The organism is Streptomyces sp. NPDC014656 (assembly GCF_043084305.1).
GTDB lineage: Bacteria > Actinomycetota > Actinomycetes > Streptomycetales > Streptomycetaceae > Streptomyces.
On record NZ_JBIBZN010000017.1, the window covers coordinates 118,486 to 132,228 of the forward strand.

General features: G+C 73.2%; 15 protein-coding genes. 7 read left to right on the forward strand and 8 right to left on the reverse strand.

Annotated elements, in window-relative coordinates:
* The first annotated feature begins 5 nt into the window (after window positions 1-5).
* From ureG to ACF1ED_RS31125, 3 genes are all read left to right on the forward strand, one after another.
* On the forward strand, window positions 6-707 hold the full coding sequence (gene ureG / locus ACF1ED_RS31115) for an urease accessory protein UreG (RefSeq protein ID WP_391766123.1): 702 nt from the start codon (window positions 6-8) through the stop codon (window positions 705-707).
* The gene (locus ACF1ED_RS31120; RefSeq protein WP_391766125.1) at window positions 704-1,450 is read left to right on the forward strand and encodes an urease accessory protein UreD; all 747 of its coding nucleotides are present in this window, start codon (window positions 704-706) and stop codon (window positions 1,448-1,450) included. The genes ureG and ACF1ED_RS31120 overlap by 4 nt, the downstream gene beginning before the upstream one ends.
* A 139-nt stretch (window positions 1,451-1,589) precedes the next feature.
* Window positions 1,590-3,179, forward strand: coding sequence for an alpha/beta hydrolase (locus tag ACF1ED_RS31125; RefSeq protein WP_391766127.1), 1,590 nt, complete (start codon window positions 1,590-1,592; stop codon window positions 3,177-3,179).
* 75 nt (window positions 3,180-3,254) lie between these two features.
* On the opposite strand, the gene ACF1ED_RS31130 is transcribed toward ACF1ED_RS31125, so the two are convergent.
* Complete coding sequence (locus ACF1ED_RS31130) at window positions 3,255-3,938, reverse strand: lysophospholipid acyltransferase family protein (protein WP_391766129.1); 684 nt, start codon at window positions 3,936-3,938, stop codon at window positions 3,255-3,257.
* Window positions 3,939-4,035: 97 nt separating this feature from the next.
* Between ACF1ED_RS31130 and ACF1ED_RS31135 the strand changes: the two genes are divergently transcribed.
* Entirely contained in the window at window positions 4,036-5,028 is a 993-nt protein-coding gene (locus tag ACF1ED_RS31135; protein WP_391766131.1) for a DUF3048 domain-containing protein, read from the forward strand.
* Between the two features lie 83 nt (window positions 5,029-5,111).
* Window positions 5,112-5,462, forward strand: coding sequence for a PRC-barrel domain containing protein (locus tag ACF1ED_RS31140; RefSeq protein WP_391766133.1), 351 nt, complete (start codon window positions 5,112-5,114; stop codon window positions 5,460-5,462).
* Between the two features lie 12 nt (window positions 5,463-5,474).
* Here the strand turns inward: ACF1ED_RS31140 and ACF1ED_RS31145 are convergent, their stop codons facing one another.
* The 5 genes from ACF1ED_RS31145 to ACF1ED_RS31165 form a co-directional block, all read right to left on the reverse strand.
* The gene (locus ACF1ED_RS31145) at window positions 5,475-5,690 is read right to left on the reverse strand and encodes a hypothetical protein (RefSeq protein WP_391766239.1); all 216 of its coding nucleotides are present in this window, start codon (window positions 5,688-5,690) and stop codon (window positions 5,475-5,477) included.
* Window positions 5,691-5,881: 191 nt separating this feature from the next.
* A complete protein-coding gene (locus ACF1ED_RS31150) occupies window positions 5,882-6,832 on the reverse strand; it encodes a cytochrome c oxidase assembly protein (RefSeq protein ID WP_391766135.1) in 951 nt (316 codons plus the stop codon).
* Window positions 6,833-6,960: 128 nt separating this feature from the next.
* A complete protein-coding gene (locus ACF1ED_RS31155) occupies window positions 6,961-7,989 on the reverse strand; it encodes a 6-phosphofructokinase (protein WP_391766137.1) in 1,029 nt (342 codons plus the stop codon).
* A 188-nt stretch (window positions 7,990-8,177) separates the two neighbouring features.
* The gene (locus tag ACF1ED_RS31160) at window positions 8,178-8,906 is read right to left on the reverse strand and encodes a type 1 glutamine amidotransferase (RefSeq protein ID WP_391766139.1); all 729 of its coding nucleotides are present in this window, start codon (window positions 8,904-8,906) and stop codon (window positions 8,178-8,180) included.
* Window positions 8,907-8,937: 31 nt separating this feature from the next.
* Window positions 8,938-10,185, reverse strand: a complete 1,248-nt coding sequence (locus ACF1ED_RS31165; protein WP_391766141.1) for a MurT ligase domain-containing protein — start codon at window positions 10,183-10,185, stop codon at window positions 8,938-8,940.
* A 124-nt stretch (window positions 10,186-10,309) separates the two neighbouring features.
* Between ACF1ED_RS31165 and def the strand changes: the two genes are divergently transcribed.
* Window positions 10,310-10,870, forward strand: a complete 561-nt coding sequence (gene def, locus ACF1ED_RS31170) for a peptide deformylase (protein ID WP_391766143.1) — start codon at window positions 10,310-10,312, stop codon at window positions 10,868-10,870.
* A 119-nt stretch (window positions 10,871-10,989) separates the two neighbouring features.
* Here the strand turns inward: def and ACF1ED_RS31175 are convergent, their stop codons facing one another.
* Window positions 10,990-11,637: a TetR family transcriptional regulator gene (locus ACF1ED_RS31175; RefSeq protein WP_391766145.1), complete on the reverse strand. Its 648-nt coding sequence runs from the start codon at window positions 11,635-11,637 to the stop codon at window positions 10,990-10,992.
* A 173-nt stretch (window positions 11,638-11,810) separates the two neighbouring features.
* Between ACF1ED_RS31175 and ACF1ED_RS31180 the strand changes: the two genes are divergently transcribed.
* Entirely contained in the window at window positions 11,811-13,028 is a 1,218-nt protein-coding gene (locus tag ACF1ED_RS31180; protein ID WP_391766147.1) for an acyl-CoA dehydrogenase family protein, read from the forward strand.
* Between the two features lie 21 nt (window positions 13,029-13,049).
* On the opposite strand, the gene ACF1ED_RS31185 is transcribed toward ACF1ED_RS31180, so the two are convergent.
* Window positions 13,050-13,646 (reverse strand): hypothetical protein, encoded by a 597-nt coding sequence (locus tag ACF1ED_RS31185; protein WP_391766149.1) that lies wholly within the window; start codon window positions 13,644-13,646, stop codon window positions 13,050-13,052.
* Window positions 13,647-13,743: the final 97 nt, after the last annotated feature.

Sequence of the window (13,743 nt, forward strand, 5' to 3'; positions counted from 1 at the left end):
CTCCCATGCACCTCGACCACGCCCACGCCCACACCCACCACGGCGCCGTCTCCGCCGACGCGCACCGCCCCGACGGCACCCGGCGCGCCCTGCGCATCGGGCTCGGCGGGCCCGTGGGCTCCGGCAAGACCGCCACCGTCGCCGCGCTCTGCCGCCGGCTGCGCGACACGCTCTCGCTCGCCGTCGTCACCAACGACATCTACACCCGCGAGGACGCCGAGTTCCTGCTCCGCGAGGCCGTGCTGCCGCCGGAGCGCATCCGGGCCGTCGAGACCGGCGCCTGCCCGCACACCGCCATCCGCGACGACATCTCCGCCAACCTCGAAGCGGTCGAGGAGCTGGAGGACACCGTCGGGCCGCTCGACCTGATCCTCGTCGAGTCCGGCGGCGACAACCTCACCGCCACCTTCTCCAAGGGCCTCGTCGACGCGCAGGTCTTCGTCATCGACGTCGCAGGCGGCGACGACATCCCCCGCAAGGGCGGCCCCGGCGTCACCACCGCCGACCTCCTCGTCGTCAACAAGACCGACCTCGCCCCGTACGTCGGCTCCGACCTCGGCCGGATGGCCCGCGACGCGGCCGAGCAGCGCGGCGACCTGCCCGTCGCCTTCACCTCGCTGCGCTCGGCGGAGGGCGTCGGCCCGGTCGCCGACTGGGTGCGCGAGCGGCTCGCCGCCTGGACGGCCCTGCCCGCGCCCACCGCATGAGCCTGCGCGCCACCGCCCGGATCGCCGCCGCGGCCGACGGCTCCCTGCCGGTCCTGGAGAGCGACGGGCCGCTCGCCCCGCGCCGCACCCGCGCCGCCGCGCCCGGCTGGTCGCGGGTGACGGTGGTCGGCGCGATGAGCGCGCCGCTCGGCGGCGACCGGCTCGCGATCGAGACCGAGGTGCGGGACGGGGCCAGGCTGCGGGTCGACTCGGCCGCCGCCACGCTGGCCCTGCCCGGCCGCGTCCCGGACCCGGCCGCGTACGAACTCCGGCTCCGCGTCGGCGCGGACGCCGTGCTGCACTGGCTGCCCGAGCAGCTCGTCAGCGCCCACGGCTCCGACCTGCGGGTGCGCACGGGCGTCGACCTCGACCCCACCGCGCGCCTGGTGCTGCGCGAGGAGCAGGTCCTCGGCCGCCACGGCGAGCCGCCCGGCACGCTGGTCTCCCGGCTCACCGTCCGCCGCGCCGGCCGCCCGCTGCTCGACCAGGAACTCGCGTACGGCCCCGGCGCCCCCGGCGGCTGGGACGGGGGCGCCGTCCTCGCCGGTCACCGCGCCACCGGCCAGCTCCTCGTCGTCGACCCGGCGTTCGAGGAGGAGCCGGTGGCGGCGCGCCCGCTCGGCGACCACGCGGTGCTCGCCCCGCTCGCCGGCCCGGCCGCCCTCGTCACCGCCGTCGCCCCCGACGCGCTCGTCCTGCGCCGGATCCTCGACGCGGCGCTGGCCGAACTCGCCCCCGTGTGAGACGGATCCGGGTGCACCGCTCACCGGACGCCCGGATCCGGTTATGGGTTCGGCAAAGAAACGTGCGTTCGCACTGACGGCGGGGCCTCCCTGACGAAAGGATCGCCCGAACAGACGACCACCTACAGGGGGAGGACCTGTGAGACGACGCACGGCAGTGCTCGGCTCCGCCGGCACGCTCATCGCTGGCACACTCGTGGCGGGCGCGCTCGCGGCTCCGATGGCCAGCGCCGACAGCGGCGCCGCGCGCCACGGACGCGACGCCGAGGCGAACGGCGTCGCGGTCGCCGCGGACCGGGCCGCCCGCGCCGGCGTCGACTGGCAGGACTGTCCCGCCGACTGGGGCCTGGAGAAGCCGATCCAGTGCGGCTGGGTCACCGTGCCGGTCGACTACGCCAAGCCGTACGGGAAGAAGATCAAGCTCGCCGTCGACCGGATCGCCGCCACCGGCACCCCGGCCGAGCGCCAGGGCGCGCTCCTCTACAACCCCGGCGGCCCCGGCGGTTCCGGCCTGCGCTTCCCGCGCCGCGTGACCACGAACAACAAGATCTGGGCGAACGCCGCCAAGGCCTACGACTTCGTCGGCTTCGACCCGCGCGGCGTCGGCAAGTCCGCCCCGATCTCCTGCGTCGACCCGACCGAGTTCGTCAAGGGCCCCAAGCCCGACCCGGTCCCGGACAGCGAGGCCGACAAGCGGGCGCAGCGCAAGCTCGCCGCCGAGTACGCCGCGGGCTGCGCCGAGAAGAGCGGCGACATGCTCCCGCACATGACGACGCCGAACACCGCGCGCGACCTCGACGTCATCCGCGCCGCCCTCGGCGAGAAGAAGCTCAACTTCGTCGGCGTCTCGTACGGCACCTACCTCGGCGCCGTCTACGGCACCCTCTTCCCGGACCACGTCCGGCGGATGGTGCTGGACAGCGTCGTGAACCCGTCGACCCGGTCCATCTGGTACGAGGCCAACCTCGGCCAGGACATCGCCTTCGAGGGCCGGCTCACCGACTGGATGACCTGGGTCGCGCGGAACGACGCCGCCTACCACCTCGGGGACACCCTCGCGGAGGTCCGGCAGCAGTGGGAGACCCTGCGCGCGGCCGCCAAGAAGGAGCCCCTCGGCGGCAAGGTCGGACCGGCCGAGCTGATCGGCTTCTTCCAGAACGCCCCGTACTACGACTCCATGTGGGCCCCCGTGGCCGAGGCGTGGAGCGCGTACGCCGCAGGCGACCCGCAGCCGCTGATCGACAACGCCGCGGCCGACCTCACCGACACCGCCGGCAACATCGCCTCGGAGAACGGCAACGCCGTCTACACGGCGGTCGAGTGCGCGGACGCCCCGTGGCCGACCAGCTGGAAGAAGTGGGACCGGGACAACTCCCGCCTCCACGAGCGGTACCCGTTCATGACCTGGGCGAACGCCTGGATGAACCTGCCCTGCGCCACCTGGAAGGCGCCGAGCCAGAAGCCCGTGCAGGTGAAGACGGGCAAGGGCCTGCCGCCCGTGCTCATCACCCAGTCCGAGCGCGACGCCGCCACCCCGTACGAGGGCGCCGTGGAACTGCACAAGCGGTTCAAGGGCTCGCGCCTGATCACGGAGAAGGACGCCGGCTCGCACGGCATCACCAACCTGGTCAACCCGTGCCTCAACCCCAAGGTCGAGGCGTACCTGCTGACCGGCGAGGTGGACGCCACGGACCAGACGTGCGCCCCGCACGCCGCGCCCCAGCCGTAGCACCGGCGGTCCCGGCCAGGGGCTGACGCCAGGAGGGGCGGTCGTCCGACGACCGCCCCTCCGCCGTTCCTCCGCTCACCCGTCGGCGGCCGCCGCCTTCACCACGGCCGCGTACTCGTCCACGTACTCCTGGCCCGACAGCCGCATGACCGCGTACATGATCTCGTCCGTGACCGCCCGGACCACCGCCCGCTCGTCCGCCGAGCCCGCGAAGCGCGAGAAGTCCAGCGGCTCCCCGAACCGGATCGTCACCCGCCGGATCCGCGGCACCACCCGCCCCGGCGGCTGGATCTCGAAGGTGCCGACCATCGCGCACGGCACCACCGGCACCCCGGCCGTCAGCGCCATCACCGCCACCCCGACCTTGCCCTTGTACAGCCGCCCGTCGTGCGAGCGGGTGCCCTCCGGGTAGATCCCGAGCAGCTCGTCCTTCGCCAGCACCCCGAGGCCCTCGCGGATCGCCGCCCGCCCGGCCTCCTTGCCCGAGCGGTCCACCGGGATCTGCCCGGCCGCCCGGAAGAACGCCGCCGTCAGCCTCCCCTTCAGCCCCGGCCCGGTGAAGTACTCCTGCTTCGCCAGGAAGGTGATCCGCCGGTCGAGCACCACCGGCATCAGGAAGTGGTCGGAGAAGGACAGGTGGTTGCCCGCCACGATCGCCGCGCCCTCCTCCGGGATGTGCTCGATCCCCTCCACCCTCGGCCGGAACAGCAGTTTCAGCAGCGGTCCGAGCAGTACGTACTTCAGCAGCCGGTAGAACACCGGGACCCCCGTTCGTCGTCCGTCACGCCCGTTGTAACGCCCCGGCCGCCCGTGGTCCACTGGTGGGAGCGGCCCGACTCTCACCCGGGAGGCCGAGATGCCAGACGCGCACGGACCCCGGGCTCCCGGGCGGGCGCTCACCGCGCTGCTCTGCGTGGTGGCCGCGGCCGGACTGTACGGCTGCACAGGCTCGGGTCCCGCGGACCCGACGCCGACGCGCACGCCCACCGCCGCCCCGAGCGGCGTCTCCCCGCTCACCGGACTGCCCGCCCGGACCGGCCCCGTCCTCGCCGTCAAGATCGACAACGTGGCGGCGGCCCGCCCCCACACCGGCCTCGGCGCCGCCGACCTCGTCTACGTCGAACAGGTCGAGGGCGGCGTCACCCGGCTGCTCGCCGTCTACTCCTCCCGGATCCCCGACAGCATCGGCCCCGTCCGCAGCGCCCGCGAGTCCGACCTCTCCCTGCTGCGCCCCTTCGGCCACCCCGCCCTCGCCTACTCCGGCGCCCAGCGCGCCCTGAACCCGCTCCTCGAAGCCGCGCCCCTCGACCTGGTCAGCGAGTCCACCGCGCCCGGCGCCTTCCGCCGCTCCGCGGACCGGCCCGCCCCGCACAACCTCTACCTGCGCCCCGCGCGCGCCCTCGCCGCCGCCCCCGACGCCTCCGACGTCCGCCCCGTCGGGCTGCGCTTCGGCGCCGCGCCCGCCGGCGGCACCGCGACCACCGCCGAGACCGTCCGCTTCCCGGCCGCCCGCTACACCTTCACGTGGTCCGCCGCCGCCCACGGCTGGCGCGTCGCCATCGACGGACGCGCCGCGACCGACACCGACAGCGGTCCGCCCACCCCCGCCACCGTCGTCGTCCAGCGCGTGACGATACGGTCCTCCGCCTTCCGCGACGTCAACGGCGCCGTCTCGCCGTACACCGAGACCACCGGATCCGGCACCGCGACCGTGCTGCGCGACGGGCGGGCGTACGAGGCCCGCTGGTCCCGCCCCGACCCGGCCGGCGGCACCGCCTTCACCACCCCCGACGGCAGCCCCCTCGCCTTCGCCCCCGGACAGGTCTGGATCGTCCTCGCCCCGCGCTGAGCACCCCTCCGGACACGGCGGATGATCACCCCGGACCCGGGTAGGCGCGGGGCACAGCAGTCAACCCGGGGAGGAGGCACGCCATGAGCACCGACATGTGGGGCTACGCGGAGTCCTCCGGCCACGTGCCGGGCGACACCCTGATCGGCTACGCGGTGGAGGCCACCGACGGGAGGATCGGCAAGGTCGACCGGCACACGGAGGACGTCGGCCGGTCCTACCTGGTCGTGGACACCGGGCCGTGGATCCTCGGCCACAAGGTCGTCCTGCCCGCCGGGCTCGTCGGCCGGGTGGACCGGGAGAACGAGACCGTGCACGTCACCTGCACCAAGGAGCAGGTCCGCGAGTCGCCGGACTTCGAGTCCGGCCAGAACGAGGACGACGTCACGTTCATCCGGCTCATCGAGCAGTACTACGCGAACCGGCACATGTGAGGGAGCCTCCGGTCAGCGCGGTGCCGGGCCCGTCCCGCCCGCGCGTGGACGGCGGTGGGCGGTGACCGTCTCGGTGCTGTCCGCCGCCGCCATGCCGATCGTCGCGACCCCGAGCACGATCCAGCCGAACCAGAGCCAGCCGCTGCTGCCGAGCGCCACCGTGTACGCGGTGATCAGCACCAGGACGGCGCAGGTGACGATCGTCATCGCCTTCGTGGAACCGGACATCCGCCCGCCCTCCTCCGCGGCCCGCGCCGGGACCCCGACCGGGGCCCGGGAAGCCGCTCTCCCATCGTGACTCCCCACCGGGGGCGCGCGCTACTCCCCGGACGCTCCCGGCGTGCGCCGGACAGCGCGGAGCCCCCGGGACCCGAGGGTCCCGGGGGCTCCGTCCGCCGGACCGGCGTCCGCGCGCCGGCTCAGCGTCCGCGTGCCTGCAGCGAGGCGAGGTAGGCGTTGTACTCCGCCAGCTCCTTGTCGCCGTCCCGGTCGGCCTGGCGGTCCTTGCGGGCCGCCTGCCGCTGCTCGGAGTGGTACCACTGGTAGACCAGCGCGATCAGCACCAGCACCGACGGGATCTCGCTGAAGGCCCAGGCGATGCCGCCCGCCGCGTTCTGGTCGGCGAGCGCGTCGATGCCCAGCGAGGCCGGCGGGTTCTCGTACGCCTTCACCAGCGGCTGGGTCGCCATCATCATCGCGATGCCGAAGAAGGCGTGGAACGGCATGCCGGCGAAGAGCTCCAGCATCCGCATCACATAGCCCGGCCGGTGCGGGCCCGGGTCCACGCCCATGATCGGCCAGAAGAAGACCAGGCCCACGGCGAGGAAGTGGACCATCATCGCGATGTGTCCCGGCTTCGACGCCATCAGGGTGTCGAAGAGCGAGGTGAAGTAGAGGCCGTAGAGGCTGGCGATGAACATGCTGATGGTGAACGCCGGGTGCGTGACGATCCGCATGTACCGGCTGTGCAGCAGCTTGAGCAGCAGCTCGCGCGGGCCGAGGGAGCCGCGGCCGGCCACCGGCAGCGCCCGCAGGGCCAGCGTCACCGGCGCGCCGAGCAGCAGCAGGATCGGCGAGACCATGGAGATCACCATGTGCTGCACCATGTGGACGCTGAACATGACCATGCCGTAGTCGTTCAGCTTGGTGCACATCACCAGCGCGATGGTGAGCACGCCGGCGGTGAAGAGCACGGTCCGGGCGACCGGCCAGGCGTCGCCGCGCCGCCGCAGCCGGGCGACCCCCCACCCGTACAGGCCGAGCGCCGCGAGGCACCCGAAGAGGAAGAACAGGTCGGGAGAGAACTCCAGGCCCCGCCCCAGCGTGAACGGCGGCAGATCCGTGGTCATGCCGTGCCCGCTGTGATCCATCGCTTACTCCTGGAGCCCATTGCGCGCCGAGCCCGTTTCGCGCTTGTTGTCCGCACCAGACTAGAACCGCCCCCGGCCGCGTTCGCGGCCGGGGGCGGGTGTCGTGCCGGGGCGGGCCCGTGGAGTGCTCAGAGCACGCACTCGGCCTCGGCGTAGCGGTCCGCGGGGACCGTCTTCAGCGTCTCGACGGCACTGCCGAGCGGCACCATCACGATGTCGGTGCCGCGCAGCGAGGTCAGCATGCCGAACTCGCCGCGGTGCGCGGCCTCGACCGCGTGCCAGCCGAAGCGGGTGGCGAGGACGCGGTCGTAGGCGGTGGGGGTGCCGCCGCGCTGGACGTGGCCGAGGATGACCGGGCGGGCCTCCTTGCCGAGCCGGCGCTCCAGCTCGACGGAGAGCTGGTTGGCGACGCCGGTGAAGCGCTCGTGGCCGTAGATGTCGGTGCCGGCGGTCTTGAAGTCCATGGAGGAGCCCTCCAGCGGCTTCGCGCCCTCGGCGACGACGACGATGGCGAAGCGCTTGCCGTCCTCGAAGCGGGCGCCGACGCGGGCGGTCAGTTCGTCGATGTCGAAGGGGCGCTCCGGGACGACGACGGCGTGGGCGCCGGCGGCCATGCCCGAGTGGAGTGCTATCCAGCCGGTGTGACGGCCCATGACCTCGACGACGAGGACGCGCTGGTGGGACTCGGCGGTGGTCTTGAGCCGGTCGAGGGCCTCGGTGGCCACGGTGACGGCGGTGTCGAAGCCGAAGGTGACGTCGGTCGACGCGATGTCGTTGTCGATGGTCTTCGGGACGCCGACGATGGGGAGGCCGGCCTCGGAGAGGAGGTGGGCGGCCTTGAGGGTGCCTTCGCCGCCGATCGGGATGATCGCGTCGAGGCCGAGGTCGGCGACGTGGCCGCGGGCGCGCTCGACGCCGTCCACGAGGTGGGCGGGCTGGACGCGGGAGGAGCCGAGGATGGTGCCGCCGCGGGCGAGGATGCCGCCCACCGCGTCGAGGTCGAGCTTCCGGTAGTCGCACTCCAGGAGGCCCTTCCACCCGTCGTGGAAGCCGATGACCTCGTCACCGTGGTCGACGACGGCCCGGTGCACGACGGAACGGATGACGGCGTTCAGACCGGGGCAGTCTCCGCCGGAGGTGAGCACACCAATGCGCATAGCCCAAAAACCTTTGCAACGTGGGCCGACTCCCGGACCACGTCGTCCGGCTGGATCCCCGCCACCCTATCGTTGCCGGGTGGCGGGGCCGAACCGGATGTCCGCAGATTGGACACCGTATTTGCTTACGAATCCAATGTGCGGTAACCCGCTCAGACGTGCGCCTTCGCGGGGTGCCCGAGGGACCGTCAGGCGGGCTGCGAGGCGGCCGCGATGCGCTCGGCGCGCAGCGCCTCGTACCACCGGTCGTCGGTCGGCGGCAGCGCGTTCACGTCGAGGGCCAGCTTCAGCATCAGGTCCGCGATCTGCGGGTTGCGGGCCATCACGGGGCCGTGCATGTAGGTGCCGAAGACGGTGTCGTTGTACGCGCCCTCGGTGCCGTCGCCGGTGCCGTTGCCGTTGCCGAAGACGGTCCGCGCGAAGGGGCGGGCCGTCGGGCCGAGGTGGGTGACGCCCTGGTGGTTCTCGAAGCCGGTCAGCTGGGGGAGGCCCAGGTGCGGGTCGATGTCGGCGAGCACGTCGCCGACGCAGCGGGCGCCCTCGCCGCGGACCGTGGTCACGTCGAGCAGGCCGAGGCCCGGCTCGCGCGCGCCGAGGTCGTTGACGAACTCGTGGCCCAGGATCTGGTAGCCGGCGCAGACCGAGAAGATGATCGCGCCGTTGGAGGCGGCCCGGGAGAGGCCGCCGTCGCGGCGCAGCCGCTCGGCCGCGAGCCGCTGCGGCCGGTCCTCGCCACCGCCGATCAGGTAGATGTCGCCGGAGGTGGGGACGGGCTGGTCGCTGCGGACGTCGACGCGCTCGACGCTGAGGCCGCGCTGGCGGGCGCGGCGCTCGACGACGAGGACGTTGCCCTGGTCGCCGTAGGTGCTGAGCAGGTCCGGGTAGACCCAGACCACACGCAGGCTGCTGTCGGTCATGCTGCAAGTCCTTCTGCGAGTCGGGGCGGGGTCAGTTGCCCACGCGGCGGCGGACGTCCTGGAACGCGGTGTAGTTCGCGATCAGTTCGATCTGCCCGGGCGGGGCCATGGCGACGGCCTCGTCGATCGTCTCGCAGACGCGGAAGTCGACGCCCGCGACCTCCAGGCGGACCGCGAGGTCCAGCCGGCGGTCGCCGATCACCATGATCGGGTGGCCGGCGAGCCGGCCGTAGTCGACGTCCCACAGCCAGGAGGTGTCGGTGCCGTCGGCTCCGCGCGCGTTGACGGAGAGGATGACCGGCGTCGGCGGCGGGTCGATGAGGGAGAAGGTCTCCAGCCAGCCCGCCGGGTTCTTGGCGAGCAGCAGCCGCAGCTGCCGGTCCTGGAAGGTGACCACGTCGTAGCGGCCGGCCACGGCCTGCACCTGGTACATGCGCTCCAGGGCGACCTGCGGCGGGACGCCGAAGACGGCGGCGACGGCGGCCGAGGTGGCGGCGTTCGCCTTGTTGGCGCGGCCGGGCAGCTGGAGCCGAATCGGCCAGGCCGAGCCGTGCGGGTCGAGCACGTGGTCGCCGCTGAGCGCCCAGCTCGGGGCGGGGCGGCGGAAGCCGCACTCGCCGCAGAACCAGTCGTCGCCGGGGCGCTGGAGGACACCGCCGCAGGAGGGGCACGACCAGGCGTCGTCCTTCCACTCCTGCCCGACCGCGACCCACACCACGTTGGGCGAGGAGGAGGCGGCCCACACGATCAGCGGGTCGTCGGCGTTGGCGATGACGACGGCCTTGGAGCCGTTGAGTCCCTCGCGCCACTTCTCGGCGAGCATCCGCGTCTCGGCGGCGCGGTCGAGCTGGTCGCGGGAGAGGTTGAGCAGCGCGATCGCCTTGGGGGTGGTGTCGCGGGCGACGCCGGCGAGGTACTTCTCGTCGACCTCGATCACGCCGTACTTGGCGTCACTGCCGCCGGCGAGGGCGGAGGTGATGCCCGCGGGCATGTTGGCGCCGAGGGCGTTGGAGACCACCGGGCCGCTGGCCCGCAGCGCCTCGGCGATCAGCCGGGTCGTGGTGGTCTTGCCGTTGGTGGCGGACACGAGGACGACGTCCAGGTGCTGCGCGAGCCGTCCCAGCAGGTCGGGGTCGAGCTTGAGCGCCACCCGGCCGCCGATCACCGATCCACTGCCGCGACCGGCCGCCCGCGACACCGCGGCGGCTGCCTTGCCCGCGGTCACGGCCAGCTTGGCGCGCGGTGACAGCGGCTCTGGATTACCGGGGTGTCCTGACATCGTCCTTGATCCTCCTTGCGTCGGTCGGGGCTCAGCCTATCGAGAACCGGCCAGGAGCCCGAACCACGGCACCGTGCCGACCGTATGAAATGAGGAGGTCACGGCGGACCGTACCCTTACGGCCATGCGAAACCGCCCCATCCCCGGCAGCTCCGGCGTCGTCCGGACGATGACCCTGCTCGGCGACCCCGTGCTGCACGCGCCCTGCGCCCCCGTCACCGAGTTCGGCCCCGGACTCGACGCCCTGGTGGAGTCGATGTTCGCCACCATGTACGCGGCGCACGGCGTCGGTCTCGCCGCCAACCAGGTGGGCGTGGGGCTGCGGGTCTTCGTCTACGACTGCCCGGACGACGAGGAGGTGCGGCACCTGGGGCACGTGGTGAACCCGCGCCTGGTGGAGGCGGACGGCGACGAGTACCGCGGCCCGGAGGGCTGCCTCTCCCTGCCGGGCCTGGAGGCGCCGGTCGCCCGCTTCGACCGCGCGGTGGTGGAGGGGGTCCGCGCGGACGGCACGCCCGTGCGCGTCGAGGGCACCGGCTTCTTCGCCCGCTGCCTCCTCCACGAGCTGGACCACCTGGAGGGCCGCGTCTACGCGGAGCGCGTCACGGGGTGGCGGAGATCACGTCTGGTCCGCGCGATCCGCAAGCGGCCCTGGGGTGCCGGCGCGTCCGCGCTGGAGTCCTGACGCACGCCTTTCCGGTACGGCTCCGAGCCCGCCCGCCCGCGATCGGCGGGCCCCGCCCCACCGGCCCCGCCCCGCCCCGTGGTCGCTCCCGCCACCCCGCCCCGGCAGGGCGCACGCGGTTAGAAGCCCGGGCCGTCGGGCCGGTCGTCGGCCTCGGCGAGGCGGCCCCAGAGGAGGTCCGCGAGGGAGCGGACGAGCTCGGCGCGGGAGCAGGGGCGCTCGCCGAGCCACCAGTCGCCGGCCGCGTGCATCATGCCGACGATGCCGTGGCCCCAGATCCGGGCCTGCGCGTCGGCGGCCGGGCCGAGGTCGACGCGCTCGGCGATGACCTGGCCCAGTTCCTCGCCCATGCGGCGCAGCAGCGGTGCGGAGTGGCGGCCGACGTCGAAGCCCTGCTCGGACTGGTGGGACTCCTCGGCCGGGTGCATGAGGAAGCGGTAGACCTGCGGCATCGCCTCGATGGAGGCGAGGTAGGTGTCGAGGGTGGCCTCGACGCGGCGGCGCCGGTCGGCGGGGGCGTCGAGCGCGGCCCGCAGCGAGGCGAGGAGGGCGTCGGTGTGGCGGGTGGCGAGGGCGCGGTAGAGGCCGCCCTTGTCGCCGAAGTGGCGGTAGAGGATGGGCTTGGTGATGCCCGCCTCGGCCGCGATCGCGTTCATGGAGGCCTTGGGTCCGTCGCGCAGCACCACCCGGTCCGCCGCCTCCAGCAGTTCGCGCCGCCGCTGCTCGGCGGGCTTCTGCTGGTCGGTGGTCCGGTGTGCGATGTCCATAAGCGTGTCTCCCCGCCCGTGCGATGACCTGAGGCTGTCGCAACGTAACACCCGACCGGCATGCTGTGCCGAACCGCCTGATCCGCTTCGCGCGGGAGGACCCGCAGGTTGACAGCCGTACCCGCCGGTAACAGACTGGTGTTACCGCAAGTAACGTACTGCTGGGAGGGAACATGGCCGAGTTCACGTTCGAGCTCAATGACGACCAGAGGGAAGTCCGTGACTGGCTTCACGGCTTCGCCGCGGACGTCATGCGGCCGGCCGCCGCCGAGTGGGACGAGCGTGAGGAGACCCCCTGGCCGATCATCCAGGAGGCGGCCAAGCTCGGAATCTACTCCCTCGACTTCTACGCCCAGCAGTTCTTCGACCCCACCGGCCTCGGCGTCCCGATGACCATGGAGGAGCTCTTCTGGGGCGACGCCGGCATCGCGCTCTCCATCGTCGGCACCGGCCTCGCCGCCGTCGGCGTCCTCGCCAACGGCACCGAGGAGCAGATCGGCACCTGGGTGCCCCAGATGTACGGCGACGCGAACGACGTGAAGGTCGCCGCCTTCTGCTCCTCCGAGCCCGACGCCGGCTCCGACGTCGCCTCCATGCGCACCCGGGCCGTCTACGACGAGGCCAAGGACGAGTGGGTGCTCAACGGCACCAAGACCTGGGCGACCAATGGCGGCATCGCCAACGTCCACGTCGTCGTCGCGGTCGTCGACCCGGAGCTCGGCTCCAAGGGCCACGCCTCCTTCATCGTGCCGCCGGACACCCCCGGCCTCTCCCAGGGCCAGAAGTTCCAGAAGCACGGCATCCGCGCCTCGCACACCGCCGAGGTCGTCCTGGAGGACGTGCGGATCCCCGGCTCCTGCCTCCTCGGCGGCAAGGACAAGCTCGACGAGCGCCTCGCCCGCGCCCGCGAGAAGGCGAAGGCGGGCGGCGGCGAGAGGGTCAAGAACGCCGCCATGGCCACCTTCGAGGCGTCCCGCCCGGCGGTCGGCGCCATGGCCGTCGGCACCGCCCGCGCCGCCTACGAGGTCGCCCTCGACTACGCGAAGACCCGCGTGCAGTTCGGCCGCCCGATCATCGAGAACCAGGGCGTCGCCTTCCAGCTCGCCGACATGGCCACCCAGATCGACGCGGCCCGCCTGCTGGTGTGGCGCGCCTCCTGGATGGCCACCGCCGGCAAGCCCTTCACGAACGCCGAGGGCTCCATGTCGAAGCTGTACGCGAGCGAGGTCGCCAAGTCCGTCACGGCCCAGGCGATCCAGATCCTCGGCGGCAACGGCTACACCCGCGAGTACCCGGTCGAGCGCATGCACCGCGACGCCGCGATCTACACGATCTTCGAGGGCACCAGCGAGATCCAGCGGATGGTCATCAGCCGCGCCCTCGGCAAGTAGCCCTCCGGGCGGGGCCCGGTCTCAGCCGAACCAGACGACCAGGCGGACGTTCTCGTCACCGTGGACGGCCGCCAGGCCGCGCATGACCGCCCAGACCGGGCCCCAGCGGTCCCCGTCCGGCGGGGCGAACATCCGGGGCGTGTACACCACCGGCCGGTAGACCGCCCCCTCCCACGGCACCTCGCCGCCGGGCGGCCACTCGTACGGCCACAGGTCCTCGCCGAAGACCTCCTCCGAGGCGTCGAGGACCTCGGCCGGGGCCCACCGCACGTGGTCGAGGACGAGGTCCCCGCCCGGGCCCGGCACCCACACCGCGAGGTGGTTGCCGTCGGCGCGGTCGTTCAGCGGCGCGTCCCAGTCGACGGCCGCCACCTCGGCCCAGGTGGCGTACGAGTGGCTGTGGTCGACCTCGTCGTCGAGGACGTCCTCCGAGGCGCCGTCCGGGACGCCCCGCGCGTCGAACAGGGGCCGCTCCACCTGGAGCGCCCCGCCGTACCCGAAGAGGCACTCCCGCGCGTCCTCGTCCCGCACCAGCGCGCAGTCGGGCAGCCGGTCGCCCGCCGTCCACCGGCCGTCGGCCCCGCGCACCTCGATCACGCCGTCGATGTCCGTCCCCATCCACGCGATGCTACGGGCGTGTTCCGTACGGCCGTTCGGAATTCACGGCTCCGCAAGGGCCGCTCCACCCCGCCTCCGTAACGTCTCGGCCCGTCCG